We start from the raw sequence: 14,428 nt of genomic DNA, 5'->3' as shown, positions 1-14,428 counted from the left end.
ATCGAACGGCAAACAAGCTGTCGGGTCACCTCAACACGTGTCGCGCAGGCTGGCGACACGCCGAGATGTGGGAGCTGGTGACATGACGAGCGACGTCCGAACCGCGAACGAACCTCCTCGTCGAGTGGATGTCCGGTTGGATACCGGGCTGCGGAGGGACGTGAGCAGGCTCAGCCTGCTGTTCACCGGTGTCGGGGCCATCATCGGTTCCGGCTGGTTGTTCGGTGCGTTGTACGCGTCGCAGATCGCTGGTCCTGCGGCGATCCTGTCGTGGGTCATCGGCGGGATCATGGTCATGATCATCGGACTGGTCTACGCCGAGCTGGGCGTGATGTTTCCGGTGTCCGGTGGCATCATCCGGTTCCCGCACTATGCGTTCGGGTCGTTCGCGAGTTTCAGCGCCGGTTGGACGAGCTGGCTCGCCGCTGCCGCGGTCACACCGATCGAGGTGCTGGCCACCACGCAGTACGCCGACCCGTATCTGCCGTGGCTGATGGACTCGCGGGATGGCGTGTTCGTCCTCACTGGTCCGGGGCTGGCGGTGGCGATCGCGTTGATGTTCGTCTACAGCCTGGTGAACCTGATGGGCGTCAAGCTGTTCGCGCGGATGAACAACGTGCTCGTGTGGTGGAAGATCGGCGTGATCGCGCTGGTGGTCGTGGCGTTCGCGGTGCTGGCGTTCCGCCCGGGGAACCTGGCCGAGTTCGGTGGTTTCGCCCCGTCCGGCTTCGGTGCGGTGTTCGCGGCCATCCCCGCTGCCGGTGTGGCGTTCGCCTACCTCGGGTTCCGCAACGGCATCGAGTTCGCCGGCGAGACGGGACAACCCGCAACGCAACGTGCCGTTCGCGATCATCGGGTCGATTCTGATCACCGCGGTCATCTATGTGCTGCTGCAGGTCGCGTTCATCACCGCGGTGCCGGGTGACCTGCTCGAGAACGGGTGGGCCGGGCTGACCTTCGAGGACGCCGCCGGCCCGCTCGCCGGTCTGTCGCTGGTGCTGGGCGCGGTGTGGCTGGCGATCCTGCTGCGCGTGGACGCGGTGATCTCCCCGGCGGACACCGGCCTGATCTACGCCGGCGTCACCACCCGCCTCGCCTACGCGAACGCCCGAAACGGCAACGCGCCGCAGACCCTCACGAAGCTGAACCGGCGTGGTATCCCGTGGGTCTCGGTGGTGGTGATGTTCGTGGTGGGCTGCTTCTTCTTCCTGCCCTTCCCCGGCTGGCAGCAGTTCATCGGGTTCATCACCTCCGCCTTCGCGGTGTCGTTCGGTGCGGGCCCGCTCGTGGTCGCCGCGATGCGCAGGCAGCTGCCCGATCAGGCCCGGCCGTTCCGCGTTCCCGGTGGCGACGTGCTGCCGTATCTGGCTTTTCTGGCCTCCGGGTTGCTGGTGTTCTGGGCGGGCTGGGCGATCAACGAGAAGATGTTCATCGCACTGATCGCCGGGTACGTGGTTTTCGCGATCTACCACGGCATGAACTCAGACCGGTTGCCGCAGCTCGATTTCCGGGCCGGGTCGTGGTTCCCGATCTGGGTGCTGGGCCTCGCGGTGATCAGCTACCTCGGCGACGTCGATCCCGGCACGCCCGCCGACCCCGGCCTTCTCCTCGACGGCGGCGACGGTCCGGTCTCACTGGCGTGGGGGTTGCCCGTCCTGGCTGTTTTCAGTGCCGCGGTGTACGTGTACGCTCTGGCCGTTCGCCTGCCCGCGCACCGTGCCGCCGCGTATGTCAGCCAGACGCCCGCTGACGAACCGGACACGGTGTGAGGTTCACCAGCCTGAGGGCAATGGCCGTGGCGAGCAGTACGACTTCTGCGCGGCGTCGAGCACCGAGGGCGACAGCTCCGCCTCTGGTCCACCGGTGGCCGACTGGAGGCCACCGGTGGCCGTGTCGTGTTCGTCGGCGCTGTCACGTAGCGTGCTGAGCACTTCCAGAGCGGCCTGGTTGGGCGACAGTTCCAGGAACTCGGTACCGAGCACCACGTCGATCTCCTGGCCGGTGCGCTGGTCGCGGACCAGTTGCAGGCACGGCGCGACGAGGTGAACCGTGCGTGCCGCGGACTCACCGCGTGGGCCGAACCGGATCTGGCCGTGGCACCGCAGCGCATCGGTCTCGTAGACCCGGTCGTTGGCGGGCGGTGCGTGGGTGGCGAACCCGAACTGTTCGAGCCGCGTGGCGACCCGGGCGGCGAGGTCGTGTCGGCTCGTCGCGTTCGACACCGACACCGCGGCTTCGCCAGGAGGCACCGGGGTCACCTCGCGGAGCGCGTGGTGCGGTAGTGCGGTGAGGCCTTTCTGAGGTGGGCAGCGCACCCGGTCGGCCACCGTGTCCTGGTTGGTGAGGACTTTGCCCCACACCACCGCCGCCGCGGTGGCCAGGACGGCGATCAGAGCGAGCCCGGGAAGGCGTCGGCGCAACCGGTTCACCGCACTCCGCTCATGAGGCGCCGAATGAACGGGCTCGCGACGGCCAACAGCAGCCCGAACACCACCGCGGCCAGGCCGACCATGGCGAAGTAGGGCCACTCGTCGTCGACGTTGTAGTACTTGGCGAGCGCCCCGGCGGTCGCTGTGCCCAGGGCGACCGACAGGAAGTTGAGCGCGACCATCTGTGTCCTGAACGCGCGCGGCGCGAGTTTGGTGGACAACGACAGGCCGACGGGGGAGAGCAGCAGCTCCGCGACGGTGAACAGCAACAGGATCAGCACCAAGCCGAGTAGCGGTGTGCTGTTCGAGCCTCCGCCGGCCCACGGGAGGAACAGCAGGAACGCCACCCCCATCACGACGGTGCCCAGCGCGAACTTGGCCGGGGTCGAAGGCTGTCGTGGCCCCAACCGGGTCCATAGTGCCGCGAACACGCCCGCGAGCAGGATGATGAAGATCGGGTTGATGGAGTTCGCCCAGGAGACAGGCATCTCCCAGCCGAACAGGTTCCGGTCGAGCCGTTGGTCGGTGTAGATGACGACGACGGTGAACTGCTGCTGGAACAGGGCGAAGAACACGAAACTCGCGAGGAACATCGGGATGAAGCTGACGACTCGGCGGCGTTCGACCCGGCTGACCCGCCTGCTCGACAACAGCACGGCGAAGTAGGCGATCGCCGCGGCGACGATGACCACGACCGTGACCGCCGCCAGGTTCGCGGCGGTGATCGCCCCGGCGCGGACCAGCACCACCACCAGCACGACGACCCCGCCCGCGATCAGAGCCGCGGCCACGCGGTTGCCGGTCGACAGCGGGTTGGGCACGGTGTTCGCGTCCGCGGCGAGGTTCTTGCGGCCCAGCGAGTACTGGACGAGCCCGATCGCCATCCCGAGGGCGGCCAGGCCGAAGCCGTAGTGGAAGCCGAGCTGTTGTCTGGCGAGCCCGGTCAGCAGGGGGCCGGCGAAGGCCCCGACGTTGATGCCGAGGTAGAAGATCGAGAATCCGGCGTCACGGCGGTCGTCTCCTTCGGAGTACAGGCCACCCACGAGGGACGTCGCGTTGGCCTTGAGCCCGCCGCTGCCCAGCGCGACGAGACAGAGCCCGGCGCCGATGCCGAGGAAACCGGGGAGCAGCGCCAGCGAGACGTGCCCGAACATGATCATGATCGCGCTGGCGAACAGGACGCGTTCCGATCCGGCGACCCGGTCGGCCAGCCACGCACCGACGATCGTCGACAGGTACACCAGGCCGCCATAGGCCCCGACAATGCTGGTCGCGGTGCCTTCCGCGAGACCGAGTCCACCTTCGGCGGCGGAGTAGTAGAGGTAGATGGTCAGGATGCCCTGCATCCCGTAGAAGGAGAAGCGCTCCCACATCTCCAGGCCGAAGAGGTTGCCCAGCGCGCGTGGGTGTCCGAAGAACCCGGCGTGGGGCCTGGTTGGTTGCGTCTGAGCTGACGCGCTCACGGATGGCGTCCGTTCGACTGTCGTTCCGTCTCGCCGGTGACCGCGAGGTGGCCGGTCATCGTGAGGCCGATGACGAGCAGGCCGGCGGCGATGTCCTGCAGAGTGGTGCTGGTGGCTTCGTCATAGCCCAGCGCGAACGGTGCGATGGCCAGCCACAGCCCCAGCACCAACCCGGCCACCGTCATCGGTGTCAGGCGGACCGCGCCACGAAGGCGGAGGTATCCGACCGTCATGAGACAGGCCCCCACGACCACGTCGTTCCAGTGAGTTGTCGCGGCGGCGGACATGGCACCGTAACCCCAACTGGGCGGTGCCAGCACCAGCCACACACCGGTCAGGAACGTTCCACCGCCGACCGCTCCCGGGAGTTGCGGCCCCGGCACGCGTTGCCGCCATGAGGCCCGCTTGTCGGCGGTGGTGTGCTCGTCGGTCACGAGCCGTCCTTCGCAGGCCGCTCCTGACCACGCAGGACCGTCGCAGCCCGGCCCAGATCGGCGGAGGGGCGGCAGTTCACGAGGACGACCTCGGCCAGGGCTGTGCGCACGTCGATGGGTGCGTTGAGCCGAGCCGCTCGTGTGGGCGAGGTGAGTGCGATCGTGGCGCCGGCGGTCATGACGTCCACCACGTCGGACAGGGGACGCAGGGGAAGCACCACGTCCACATCGCACCGAATGGGTGAGGTCAGTTGAACTGTCAGCGCGAGTAGCGATCGCGACTCGTCGCGCACCGACCACCAGCACAGTCCATCGAGGACGGACACGAAGCTGTGGCCGGACTGCCCGTCGAGAAGGGCGAACAGCGCTGCCGTGTCCGGGTCTCCGGTCCTGGGCTCCGCGACGACGACGGCGACCACCGGCCACCGCGGTTCGTCGGCGACCGCCGAGAGCGCTCCTGCGTCTCGCGGCCACAACAGCACTGCCTCGGCCGCCACCATCGTCGCGTGGCGAGCCGCGCCTGTCGCCGGGCGGGGAATGGCTGGGCGGGAGATGGCTGGGCGGGAGATGGCTGGGCGGGAGATGGCTGGGCGGGAGATGGCTGGGCGGGAGATGGCTGGGCGGGAGATGGCTGGGCGGGAGATAGCATCGTGAAGCATCGGGCTCCGATCGCTGACCTGCATACGAGGCCAATGTAAACAGCCGATGTTGAGGTGCGACCGTTCGTTTCTTTGCGGTCACATGACGGACTTGTCGGTCTCGTTGTCGGCCTCGTTGTCGTCCGAGGCGTCGTCCGTGGTGTCCTCCGCGACAGGAAGCATGACAACCATGCGCGCTCCGCCGCCCGGCCGGTCCTCACACCGCACCTCGCCACCGTGCGCGGCGATGGTCTCGGCCACCAGCGCCAGGCCGAGGCCGGTGCCGGCGGACGAACCCCGCCCGGCGCGACCGGTCGCGAACCGTTCGAAGATCCGCTCGCGGTCGGCGGCGGGTACTCCGGGTCCGGCATCGTCGACCAGGACCTCGGCGCCTGCTGCTGTGCGGTGCACCCGCACCCCTACCAGGCCCCGGCCATGTCGGTCCGCGTTGTCCATCAGGTTCGTGAAGGCGCGCTCCAGGGCGAGCTTGCGGCAACGTATCGAGCTGTCCTCGACGACGTCGAGTACGGTCAGGTCCCGTCCCGAGTTCAGCACGGTGTGCTCGAGAAGATCCTGCAACGAGGCGGTCTCCGGCATGTCCTGCTGCAGGCCCGCTTCCGCGCGTGCCAGGGCGAGCAGATCCTCCAGCAGGCGCCGCAGGTGCGCCAGTTCGGCGGTCGCCAGCTCGACGGCGTGACGGGATCGCCGCGGCAACTCGTCCGACTGCCGCCGGAGCACTTCGAGACTTGTCATCAGGGTCGTGAGCGGCGTGCGCAGCTCATGGCTGACGTCTCCGAAGAACCTGCGTTCTCGCTCGATGCGCTGTTGCAGGGAGCCGACCATTCGGTTGAACGACTGTGCGATCGGCTCGAGGTCGCGGTCGCGCTGGTTCGTGAGGCGAACGTCCAGCGCACCCGCGGCGATCTCGGATGCCGTGCCGGCCAGCGTGCGCAGTGGGTGAAGGAGTTTCTTGCTGGCCCACCGGCCCGTCGCGGCACCGGCGATGGTGGCGGCGATCCCGGACACGATCAGGACCGCTCGCAGCACCTCCAAGGTCTCCCGCAGCTCGGTCAGGGAGAACAACTCGTACAGAGCCATGCCATCCCCGGCCGGCACACCGGCCGCGAGGTACTGCTCTCCACGGAACGTCACGGGCAGCACCGCCGCGGTCCCGCGCGGCACCTCGGTGCGCAGTTCGCTGGGCAGGACCTCCGGTCCGAGGTCAGCGACCGACGGGTACCACTGTCCGTCCCAGTACAGCAGCAGGAACGTGTTCGTCGGCGGGTCCGCGACGGCCAGTGCCTGGCCGGGGGAGATGTTCGTTCGTTCCAGGTTCCGCTCGATCGACGCCGCGTCCGTCGCGGCCTGGCGCGCGGCTGCTCGTTCGCGTGCCGAGTCCAGGTAGCCGCGGCTGATGGTGAAGGTCAGGACAGCCAGTGCGAGTGACACCAGCGCGGCGCCCGCGGCGAAGGTCAGGGTGACCCGGCTACGGAGCCCGCTGCCCGCGCGGCGCAGGTTAGTGCTGAGAGTCAAAGCGGTAGCCCAGCCCGCGCACCGTGTTCACGATCCTCGGGTCGGACGGGTCCTTTTCGATCTTTGTCCGCAGGCGTCGTATGTGCACGTCGACGATGCGTTCGTCACCGAAGAACCCGCGGTCCCAGACCTTCTCGAGCAGGGTGCGCCTGCTCAGCACGCGCCCGGGCTCACTGGTCAGTTCACACAGGAGGCGGAACTCTGTGAGAGTCAGGTGGACGTCGTCGGGTCCGCGGCGCACCCTGCCGGCATTGGGCAGGAGGACCAGCTGCGCCGTGGGGTCGGCATCCAGCAGGATCTCCTCCTGGGTGTCCTGCTGGGTGCCGCCGCTGCGCCGGCGCAAAGCGCGTAGACGGGCCGTGATCTCCTTGACCTCGAACGGCTTGGTGACGTAGTCGTCCGCACCCACTTCGAGGGCAGCGACCACGTCATGCGTGTCGTCCCGCGCACTCACCACGATGATTGGCACGTCGTGCTCGCGGCGCACCTCGCGGATGCAGGCGAAGCCGTCCATCTCGCAGAGCATCAGATCCACGATCATGACGTCCGGGGCGCCGGACCGTCGTAATTCGGACAGGGCGGTCTCGGCGTCGGCTGCCTCGGTGACCGCGTAGTCCTCGTCCTCGAGAGCCAGGCGCAACGCCGCACGGACCCGGTCGTCGTCCTCGACGATGAGAAGTCGTGCACCCACGGGTTCATCGTCGCAGACACCGGCCGTGGTGGCGCGCCGATGAACGCCGGCGGCCTGGTTGTCACGAGATCGCAAAGGAAGCAACCGGGCCAGCTCAATATTCCGGCGCGACGGTGGTGCGCGGACGGAGAGGGAGCAACGCAACGATGGCTCAGCGTGACGGCGGTCCTGTCCGGGGGGCGGCCGGCCGCCGCGCACGCCGGGTGACTGGTCCTCAGCTGCAGGGATTCGTGAGCGTGACCTTGTGCTTCGTGGGTTGCTGGCTGGTGATCGCACCGTTCACCTGGACCTACGGAACCAGTCACGGCCTGGATGCTCGGTGGAACGACGGCGTGATCGGCGCACTCGTCCTGTTCGTCGGGTTGGGCAGGCTCGTGGGACGGGTTCGGCTCGTGTCGGCGACGCTGGTCCCGGTCCTTGCCGGCCTGTGGCTCCTTCTCGCCCCGTTCATGCTCGGTCACGGTTTCGGCGCCGACTCGACGCGCGCCACCGTCGTGGATCTGGTGGCGGGTGTCGTCGTGATCGCGGTAGCGGTCGCCGGCTACGTGAACGCACGCAGGCGGTTGCGTACCGAGCCGGCCACGCGCCGAGCCTGAATGACATTGTCGATCCGGCTCGATCAGGTATCCGGTGGTGATGTGACATGGCTGAACTCCCCACTTGCGGCGAATCGTCCGAGCGGCGCGTGGTGAACGTCAGCGGCGATATCGACCGAGGAACCGCGCCGGTGCTCGAACAGCGGCTCGCGGCGGGCCTCGCGGGTGCGCGCCCGGTCGTCGTCGACATGGCGGAGGTCGAATTTCTCGGCGTCGCGGGGCTGGAGGTCCTGGCCGACGCCGACAGCCGAGCCCGAGCGCAGGGCACCTCGCTGCACGTGGTCCGTCCGCCCCGCGACGTCGGGCGGGCGTTGTCGGCGGCTGGACTGCACCACTTGCTGCGGCTGTCGCCGCTGTCAACGTGACGGTTTGTTTGCGGTGTCTCGTGGTGCCGTTCAAGCCCGCGGCGGGCGGGTAGTCGCACGGTATGGCTGTCTGGCGGAGATCTTTGACGTTGCTGGTGGCGGGATCGTTCGCGCTCGTCGGTTGCACGGTTGGCGAGGGGGACAACGGGCACGAGAACGGCGGTGCGCCTCCCGATGTCACCGGAGCCAACGCCGGTGAGCGTGGCTTCACGTCGATCGTGGAGCGGGTCGGGCCGAGCGTGGTGACGGTGCAGACCGGTCGCTCGGTCGGCAGTGGGGTGGTGTACCAACCGGATGTGGTCGTGACCAACGCCCACGTTGTGGGGGAGACCGCCGAGGTCACGATCAGCTACGCGGACGCGACGACGTCACCGGGAGAGGTGCTGGCCACCGACCCGGTGACCGACCTCGCCGTCATCCGCACCTCGCGGGACGGGCTGCCGGTACCGACGTTCCGGGAGGACCTTCCCGCGCCGGGTGAGGCCGCGGTCGCGATCGGGAGCCCGCTCGGGTTCGAGAACTCCGTCACCGCGGGCATCATCTCCGGACTGCACCGCAAGATCCCCGGTTCCGCCGGCCGCACCCAGTCCCTGGTCGACCTGATCCAAACCGACGCCCCGATCTCACCCGGCAACTCCGGGGGTGCGCTCCTGGACGCCCAAGGCCGGGTCGTGGGCATCAACGAGGCCTACATCCCACCCTCCGCGGGCGCCGTCTCACTGGGATTCGCCGTCCCCACCGCAACCGTGCTCGACATCGCGGCGCAACTCCTCGACGACGGCACCGCCACTCACTCCTACCTCGGCCTGTCCCTCGGCCAACTCACTCCCGCCATCCGCGAACAACTCAACCTCGAGGCCGAGCAAGGCGCGCTCGTCGTCGCCGTCGACCAGGACGGACCAGCCTCCTCGGCCGGAGTGCGGGCAGGGGATGTCGTCACGCGATTCGCCGATCACGACATCGCCGCGGTCGAAGACCTCCTCGCCGCACTACGCGACGTGGACCCCGGCGAACGGACCGCGATGACGGTCCTGCGCGACGGCAAGCAGGAGCAACTCACCATCACCGTCGGCCAGCGAACCAAGTGACCGCGGGTGAGGCCATCGGCACGGCCGATCACAAGCGCTCGACCTCCACCACCTCCGCATGGCGCAAGGGAGAGAACAGTGACCGTCAGACGACGTGCTTCCGCCGCCGCCTTGGTTGTGCTGATAGGTGCCACAGGTTGCGGCGCCGACCCGGACCGGACGGCCGACACCATGGGCAGCAACGGTTCGGTCGGAGCCATGTTGCTACGGAACGTGTACGTGGTCGCGCCGGGCGGCGACGGCTACGAGCGCGGCGACGATGCCACGGTTCGCCTGACCCTGGTCAACCACGCGCCGCGGGACGACGCCGTCCTGGGGGTGCGTTCCACTCACGCGGCACGGGTGGCGATGCGATGGGATCGGGAGTGTGACGGCGTCCTCGAAGAGGTGACGAAGATCCCCGTGTTGATGAACGGAACCGTGCCGGGCGCTGACGCCGCGTACGAACTCGAGTTGCTCGACCTCACCCGAAAGGTGCGCGCGGGCACCACCGTGCCCATCACATTCACGTTCCGCAACGCCGGCGAGGTGCGCCTGGACGCGATGGTGGAGGCCACGCACGACGGCGACGCGCCGGCCGCGCAGGACTGTCAGGAAGGAACCGAGGATGCCGGACCAACCTGACCACAACGTTGTCCGGCGAGCCGCCGCGATGGATGACAACGATCTCACCATCAAACGCCTGCTCATGGCGAGTTCGTCGAACTATGTCATCCACTCGGACCGACGCATCAATGTCGGTTGGAAGCGACCGCACTTGGACAGTTGGTGGTCGGGTGGCCAGGGGTCGTGGGCCATCGGCTGTCGGCATGGGTGATTCACGTCGAAGCGGAGTCGTGTGTCGTCGGGGCCTGGTGTCGATCGTGTGGGGCGTCGCCGTCGACTTCGAGCGGCTGGCGTGGATCAGCCGGTAGCCGAGGGAACTGCGGCATCGGCACTGCCCCACGCCGGGTCGCGGCCGGTCAGGCCGAGGATTCGCTCGAGTGTGGGTGCGGCGGCTGGTATCGGGACCTGCGGGCCGTACATCCCCATCTCGCGGCCCTGCTCCACGCCCGGCGCTATCGCGCCGTGCACGTAGGTAAGCAAGTCCTCATCCAGGTCGAGACGCTGGCCAGTCGCCCGCGCGAGGTCCCAGCAGTGCACGACCAACTCGCCAAGGATCATGTCGCCGACGAGCGACGCTGGCAGCTTGATCGGCCTGCCCATATACGTTGTGCCTTCCCATGAGGACGCCGGCGCCCAGGACCGCGCGGTGCGCGTCAGCTGCGCGAGCAGGTCACCGCGCCAGTCACCCGACGTCAGATCCACATCGGACTCAGCAGGCGTTGGTGGCGGCACGTTCTCCTTGCGACCCGCGCCTTCCAGTGATGGACCCCAGAACAGCAGGTGATGGACCAGACCACGCACGTCGTACTCGGCGCACGGCGTCGGGGCGGTGAGTTGGTCGGAGGAGATGCCGCCGACGATCGCGGCCATGGCCTCGGCGGCACTGGACAGTTGTGACATGGCGGCAAAGCTAGGTGGGCGGGCAGGCGACGGTATTGGACAAACGCGACATCGGCATACGAGCTGGTCGACGAACCCCCTGGAACGGCTCCGCCAGCACAATGGATCTGCTGCCGGCCCGGTTGAGCAACCAGGCGACATGACACCGTACGACCCGACCCAGGTGCGGTCATTTCACAGGAACACAAGTCCCCCCGCCGAGCATGGTGCGGTCGCTTCGTGTGGAGAAACGCCGTCACAACTGACGGACAAGGCCAGGCTCGGACAACCGTCGGCGAACATGTGCATCAGCTCTGACGGTCACAATCAACGGGATGTTCCCGCGGTGATCTGTTGCCTCCACTTGCTACGTTCGATGTCGATGCGCGTGGACGTGGGGCGAGCCGCAGAGCGATACGTGTCGGAGGGTGCGATGAACGAACGTCGCGTGGATCTGTTGTGGGATGTGGTGACCCGTCGAAGAACCGGTCGGGGACTGTGGGACTGTGCCCAGGCGGTGTGTGAGGTCACCGCCGAGGTCCTCAATGTCGACGCCGCCGCGTTGTCACTCCACCTTCCGGCTGCGACACAGCAACTGGTCGGCGCTTCCGATGAATGGGGAGCGGAGCTGGACGAACTCCAGTACGTCGTGGGTGAGGGTCCGGCGCCAGACGCGTTCCGCGCCTGTCATCCGATGATGGTGACAGCGCTCGAGACGGTGGGATGGCGTTGGCCGGGATTCGTGGATCTGGCTGGAGGGCGCGACGTAGGCGCGGTGTTCGCTTGGCTCGTGGTCGGGGTGAACAGTCGGCCACTGGCTGTTCTGAGTGGGTATCGACGAGAGCCGGAACCGCTTTCGGGTACCGAATTGGCCGATGCTCTGCTGTTGGCGGACTCGGCAGCCGGGCATTGCTCGACGGGGACAGCGGCCTGGCAGCGGCCGCGGCGGCGGTGGACCAAGGCGATCTCGGCCATTACAGCGCGGTGTCGCTGGCGACTGAGGTGCTCGCCGACGCCTACGGCCTCGAAGGTGACGATGCGCTCGCTCTCCTGCGCGCACATGCCTTCAGCACCGGACAAGCGCTCAACGAGGTCGGTACAGCGGTGCTACGAGCGGAAATCAACTTGAACCCAGCCGCCGACGCGGCAACGGGTCGCGACGACGACAATTACGGCCATGCGGACTGACCGCCGACTCTCGCCGGTCACCGCCCCCAGGTCCGCGAGGCGTCCATGTCATCGGTTCATCCGTTCGGGGGTAGACGCACCTGGACCGGTAAAGGCGGCGAGGGACAGGCGCATGCCGCTCTCGACCGCGTCTGCCATCTCGCCGTGCTGCGACGCGAACTTTCCGATCAGCTCGATCAGATGCGCGTAGAGGATGCCCTGACGGCCACCGCCATCGTCCGCCCGGTGAACAGCCGGATTCAGCTCCCTCGTGTGCCTACAGAGCCCACCGGTCAGGGCAGTGCTCAGGGTAGGCACCTGACCGGTGGGATCGCTCGCATCTCGAGGGATGCGAGACGTTTGTTCCGGCGGATCGTCTGGATCATCGGGGAACGATGTTCACTCGTCGCCCGATGCTTCGGTTCGCCCGCCCGGAGTCTCGAGTAAATTTCGTGAGTATCTGTCGCATTTCGACTGCCAGCTCAGAAGGTGCCGGACGAACCCTCACTGGCCAAGTGGCCAGCACGACAGGCGGCTCGATGCGTTCGGGTTCCACAGCCAGCGACCAACCTTCTTCACTGGACCATTGCGGCATCAACAATCGCTTGGGGTGGCCGGGCGGGCTCTCGGAGAGAGCGACATACCCGGATGACGGCGGGCCGTACTCCGACCAGCTCGCTGCAGCCTCGACACCGACCGCGACGGCAACCGCCTCGACGTAGGCTCCCACGCCACGGCCTCGACAACGCCCGTGTCGGCTCCCATCAGCGGCACCTCCCCGCTGCCCACATGCCAGACATGCAGCGTACGACGGGGCAGGACCAGCAGGGAAGCATGCGAACGGATGCTTGGGCTCGCCAGCCAGCTCACTGGTAGGTCGCGGACCTGCCGGCCCCGGTCGGCCGTGCCACCAGCACGTCTTGGCCGGCCAGACGTGCTTCATTGCCCCTGACCTGTTCCACCCCTAATCGTGTCCAGTCGAACCTCTCCTCGGCCACGTGTGTGATGTCGTCATTGGCGGACATATCGCTAGCGGACCGGCGTCAGGGGCAGCGAGTCGCCGCGGGCTAGCACGCGCACGTCGGTGCTCGGCCGACGCTCGCGGACCTCGGTGAGAAAGTTCGACAGCGGTGAGGTAAACCTACCGTAGTCGTCGTAATGGATGGGGGCTGCCTGGTCAGGGCGGAGCAGGTCGAGCAGGTCCACGCCTTGTTTGTGGTCCATCGACAGCAGCACTCCCAGCACCCGGGTGCCGCCGAGGTGCAGCAGTGCGAGGTCCAGGTCAGGGAAGCGCTCGCCGATCTGGGCGAGGTCTCCGTGGTACACGGTGTCACCGGAGATGTAGATCCGCAGTGGCGTGGTGCCCCGGTGGGCCCGGTATTCCAGTACGGAACCCATCACGTCGGGCAGCAGCAGGTTCAGGGGGCCCGCGGTGTGCCGGGCCGGTACCGCCGTCACACGCAGTGTGGCGTCGCCGTCGGCGAACGTCTCCTCCGCCCAGGTGCGCAGGCCGATGCAGGCGGTGAACCCGCCGCGGTCGAGCTTCCTCGCGGCGTGGCCGGTGGTCACGATCGGCACCGACCGGTCCAGCTCCCGCCGAGCGACCCGGTCGAAGTGGTCGCCGTGCAGGTGGGACAGCACGACCGCGGTCAGCGGCGGCAGGTCCGCCGGTTGTGCGGCTGGTTCTGTGCGCCTACGGGAGAACAGGCCCTGCCCGAAGTACGACCACTGCCCCAGGTGCAGGAAGTTCGGGTCCGTCAGCACGGTGAAGCCGCCGAGCCGTATCACCGTCGTCGCCGTGCCGATGAACGACACCGAGTCGCCCGCAGTTTCGTTGAGTGGCATGCGCCCAGGGGTACCCGCCCGGCGGCTACACGAACTCAGCAGACAAGGGAAGTTCACAACCGCCGAACTGATGAGAGACTGCTCTGCGACGGGGACCTGGAGCAGGCCGGTCGAACACGAGATGGCAGCGTGATCGGCCGCCTCCTACCCGGTAGTTATGCCGCGCTGGGCGGTTCACCTGGTTGCGATGGCTGGACGTCGATGATCGTGGCGACGTCGATGAGATCGATGCGATTGCTCCCGTCGTGCCGCGGTAGACGCACGCCGATCCAGAGCCGGTCGGCGACTGGTTCCGTCAGTGCCGGTCCGATGACGACCGCCGTCCGGTACCGCTCGTGGCCGTCGTGGGCCTCGTGGCGGTAGACCACCATCGAGCCATGCTGGGGCGCGTTTGCCGCCTGGTTCTTCCTGCTGGGCTCTGGCATCGGTGCCACCTCAAGACATGAAGTTGTTCGGTCTCGTTGAATGTCATTACCCGTTGACATGGGGAGTAATCGCGGGCGTAGCCGATGACCGGCCCGCACGGTGCCGGGCCGCCCGTGCGGTGGTGGTGACGCGGTTCCGCCAGGTCGAGCTGGGCGCGGTGCCCTTGGCACAGGGGAACGTGCGAGGTCCGATCTCCGGGCCGGTGGCGCAGTGGCCGGAAGAACTCGCGGATGTCGGGCGGCGGAGCGCGGGTTCCTCGAGTGCCGCG

At 67.8% G+C, this 14,428-nt stretch carries 17 protein-coding genes; 7 read left to right on the top strand and 10 right to left on the bottom strand.

What is annotated here, in order from left to right; translation table 11 throughout:
• Positions 1 to 160: 160 nt before the first annotated feature.
• Together ACIBVP_RS10835 and ACIBVP_RS10830 are read left to right on the top strand one after the other, a co-directional pair.
• Positions 161 to 925, top strand: coding sequence for an APC family permease (locus ACIBVP_RS10835; RefSeq protein WP_396105833.1), 765 nt, complete (start codon positions 161 to 163; stop codon positions 923 to 925).
• Positions 837 to 1,769, top strand: coding sequence for an APC family permease (locus ACIBVP_RS10830; protein ID WP_396105832.1), 933 nt, complete (start codon positions 837 to 839; stop codon positions 1,767 to 1,769). Before ACIBVP_RS10835 ends, ACIBVP_RS10830 begins: the two co-directional genes overlap by 89 nt.
• Before the next feature lie 3 nt (positions 1,770 to 1,772).
• Here the strand turns inward: ACIBVP_RS10830 and cei are convergent, their stop codons facing one another.
• The 6 genes from cei to ACIBVP_RS10800 all read right to left on the bottom strand — a co-directional run bounded on the left by cei (position 1,773) and on the right by ACIBVP_RS10800 (position 7,188).
• Complete coding sequence (gene cei, locus ACIBVP_RS10825; RefSeq protein WP_396105831.1) at positions 1,773 to 2,429, bottom strand: envelope integrity protein Cei; 657 nt, start codon at positions 2,427 to 2,429, stop codon at positions 1,773 to 1,775.
• Entirely contained in the window at positions 2,426 to 3,892 is a 1,467-nt protein-coding gene (locus tag ACIBVP_RS10820; protein ID WP_396105830.1) for a peptide MFS transporter, read from the bottom strand. Before ACIBVP_RS10820 ends, cei begins: the two co-directional genes overlap by 4 nt.
• Positions 3,889 to 4,326 carry an SPW repeat protein gene (locus tag ACIBVP_RS10815; protein ID WP_396105829.1) on the bottom strand — a complete coding sequence of 146 codons (438 nt, stop codon included), beginning with the start codon at positions 4,324 to 4,326 and terminating at the stop codon, positions 3,889 to 3,891. Before ACIBVP_RS10815 ends, ACIBVP_RS10820 begins: the two co-directional genes overlap by 4 nt.
• Positions 4,323 to 4,985, bottom strand: a complete 663-nt coding sequence (locus ACIBVP_RS10810; protein WP_396105828.1) for a hypothetical protein — start codon at positions 4,983 to 4,985, stop codon at positions 4,323 to 4,325. Before ACIBVP_RS10810 ends, ACIBVP_RS10815 begins: the two co-directional genes overlap by 4 nt.
• 78 nt (positions 4,986 to 5,063) lie before the next feature.
• Positions 5,064 to 6,497 carry an ATP-binding protein gene (locus tag ACIBVP_RS10805; RefSeq protein WP_396105827.1) on the bottom strand — a complete coding sequence of 478 codons (1,434 nt, stop codon included), beginning with the start codon at positions 6,495 to 6,497 and terminating at the stop codon, positions 5,064 to 5,066.
• On the bottom strand, positions 6,481 to 7,188 hold the full coding sequence (locus ACIBVP_RS10800; RefSeq protein ID WP_396105825.1) for a response regulator: 708 nt from the start codon (positions 7,186 to 7,188) through the stop codon (positions 6,481 to 6,483). Before ACIBVP_RS10800 ends, ACIBVP_RS10805 begins: the two co-directional genes overlap by 17 nt.
• A gap of 230 nt (positions 7,189 to 7,418) precedes the next feature.
• Here ACIBVP_RS10800 and ACIBVP_RS10795 point away from each other — a divergent pair, with 230 nt between their 5' ends.
• From ACIBVP_RS10795 to ACIBVP_RS10780, 4 genes are all read left to right on the top strand, one after another.
• Positions 7,419 to 7,784, top strand: coding sequence for an SPW repeat protein (locus ACIBVP_RS10795; RefSeq protein ID WP_396105824.1), 366 nt, complete (start codon positions 7,419 to 7,421; stop codon positions 7,782 to 7,784).
• A 47-nt stretch (positions 7,785 to 7,831) separates the two neighbouring features.
• Positions 7,832 to 8,149: an STAS domain-containing protein gene (locus tag ACIBVP_RS10790; protein ID WP_396105823.1), complete on the top strand. Its 318-nt coding sequence runs from the start codon at positions 7,832 to 7,834 to the stop codon at positions 8,147 to 8,149.
• 62 nt (positions 8,150 to 8,211) lie between these two features.
• Positions 8,212 to 9,237, top strand: coding sequence for a S1C family serine protease (locus ACIBVP_RS10785; RefSeq protein WP_396105822.1), 1,026 nt, complete (start codon positions 8,212 to 8,214; stop codon positions 9,235 to 9,237).
• 78 nt (positions 9,238 to 9,315) lie between these two features.
• Positions 9,316 to 9,861 (top strand): copper chaperone PCu(A)C, encoded by a 546-nt coding sequence (locus ACIBVP_RS10780; RefSeq protein WP_396105821.1) that lies wholly within the window; start codon positions 9,316 to 9,318, stop codon positions 9,859 to 9,861.
• Positions 9,862 to 10,140: 279 nt separating this feature from the next.
• Here the strand turns inward: ACIBVP_RS10780 and ACIBVP_RS10775 are convergent, their stop codons facing one another.
• On the bottom strand, positions 10,141 to 10,743 hold the full coding sequence (locus tag ACIBVP_RS10775; RefSeq protein ID WP_396105820.1) for a TIGR03086 family metal-binding protein: 603 nt from the start codon (positions 10,741 to 10,743) through the stop codon (positions 10,141 to 10,143).
• A gap of 888 nt (positions 10,744 to 11,631) precedes the next feature.
• On the opposite strand from ACIBVP_RS10775, the gene ACIBVP_RS10770 reads away from it, so the two are divergent.
• Positions 11,632 to 11,910 (top strand): hypothetical protein, encoded by a 279-nt coding sequence (locus ACIBVP_RS10770; RefSeq protein WP_396105819.1) that lies wholly within the window; start codon positions 11,632 to 11,634, stop codon positions 11,908 to 11,910.
• Positions 11,911 to 12,271: 361 nt separating this feature from the next.
• Here the strand turns inward: ACIBVP_RS10770 and ACIBVP_RS10765 are convergent, their stop codons facing one another.
• The 3 genes from ACIBVP_RS10765 to ACIBVP_RS10755 form a co-directional block, all read right to left on the bottom strand.
• Positions 12,272 to 12,832, bottom strand: coding sequence for a DUF6292 family protein (locus ACIBVP_RS10765; RefSeq protein ID WP_396105818.1), 561 nt, complete (start codon positions 12,830 to 12,832; stop codon positions 12,272 to 12,274).
• A gap of 86 nt (positions 12,833 to 12,918) precedes the next feature.
• On the bottom strand, positions 12,919 to 13,734 hold the full coding sequence (locus ACIBVP_RS10760) for an MBL fold metallo-hydrolase (protein WP_396105817.1): 816 nt from the start codon (positions 13,732 to 13,734) through the stop codon (positions 12,919 to 12,921).
• A gap of 155 nt (positions 13,735 to 13,889) precedes the next feature.
• Positions 13,890 to 14,105, bottom strand: coding sequence for a hypothetical protein (locus tag ACIBVP_RS10755; protein ID WP_396105816.1), 216 nt, complete (start codon positions 14,103 to 14,105; stop codon positions 13,890 to 13,892).
• Positions 14,106 to 14,428: the final 323 nt, after the last annotated feature.

Source organism: Actinophytocola sp. NPDC049390 (assembly GCF_044466355.1).
GTDB lineage: Bacteria > Actinomycetota > Actinomycetes > Mycobacteriales > Pseudonocardiaceae > Actinophytocola.
This window is presented reverse-complemented; position numbering and strand designations above follow the sequence as displayed.

Coding starts and splice junctions, on each gene's coding strand:
- ACIBVP_RS10765 (WP_396105818.1), bottom strand. CDS start 12,832: ATGAAGCACGTCTGGCCGGCCAAGACGTGCTGGTGGCACGGCCGACCG.
- ACIBVP_RS10760 (WP_396105817.1), bottom strand. CDS start 13,734: ATGCCACTCAACGAAACTGCGGGCGACTCGGTGTCGTTCATCGGCACG.
- ACIBVP_RS10775 (WP_396105820.1), bottom strand. CDS start 10,743: ATGTCACAACTGTCCAGTGCCGCCGAGGCCATGGCCGCGATCGTCGGC.
- ACIBVP_RS10785 (WP_396105822.1), top strand. CDS start 8,212: ATGGCTGTCTGGCGGAGATCTTTGACGTTGCTGGTGGCGGGATCGTTC.
- ACIBVP_RS10755 (WP_396105816.1), bottom strand. CDS start 14,105: ATGGTGGTCTACCGCCACGAGGCCCACGACGGCCACGAGCGGTACCGG.
- ACIBVP_RS10790 (WP_396105823.1), top strand. CDS start 7,832: ATGGCTGAACTCCCCACTTGCGGCGAATCGTCCGAGCGGCGCGTGGTG.
- ACIBVP_RS10810 (WP_396105828.1), bottom strand. CDS start 4,985: ATGCTTCACGATGCTATCTCCCGCCCAGCCATCTCCCGCCCAGCCATC.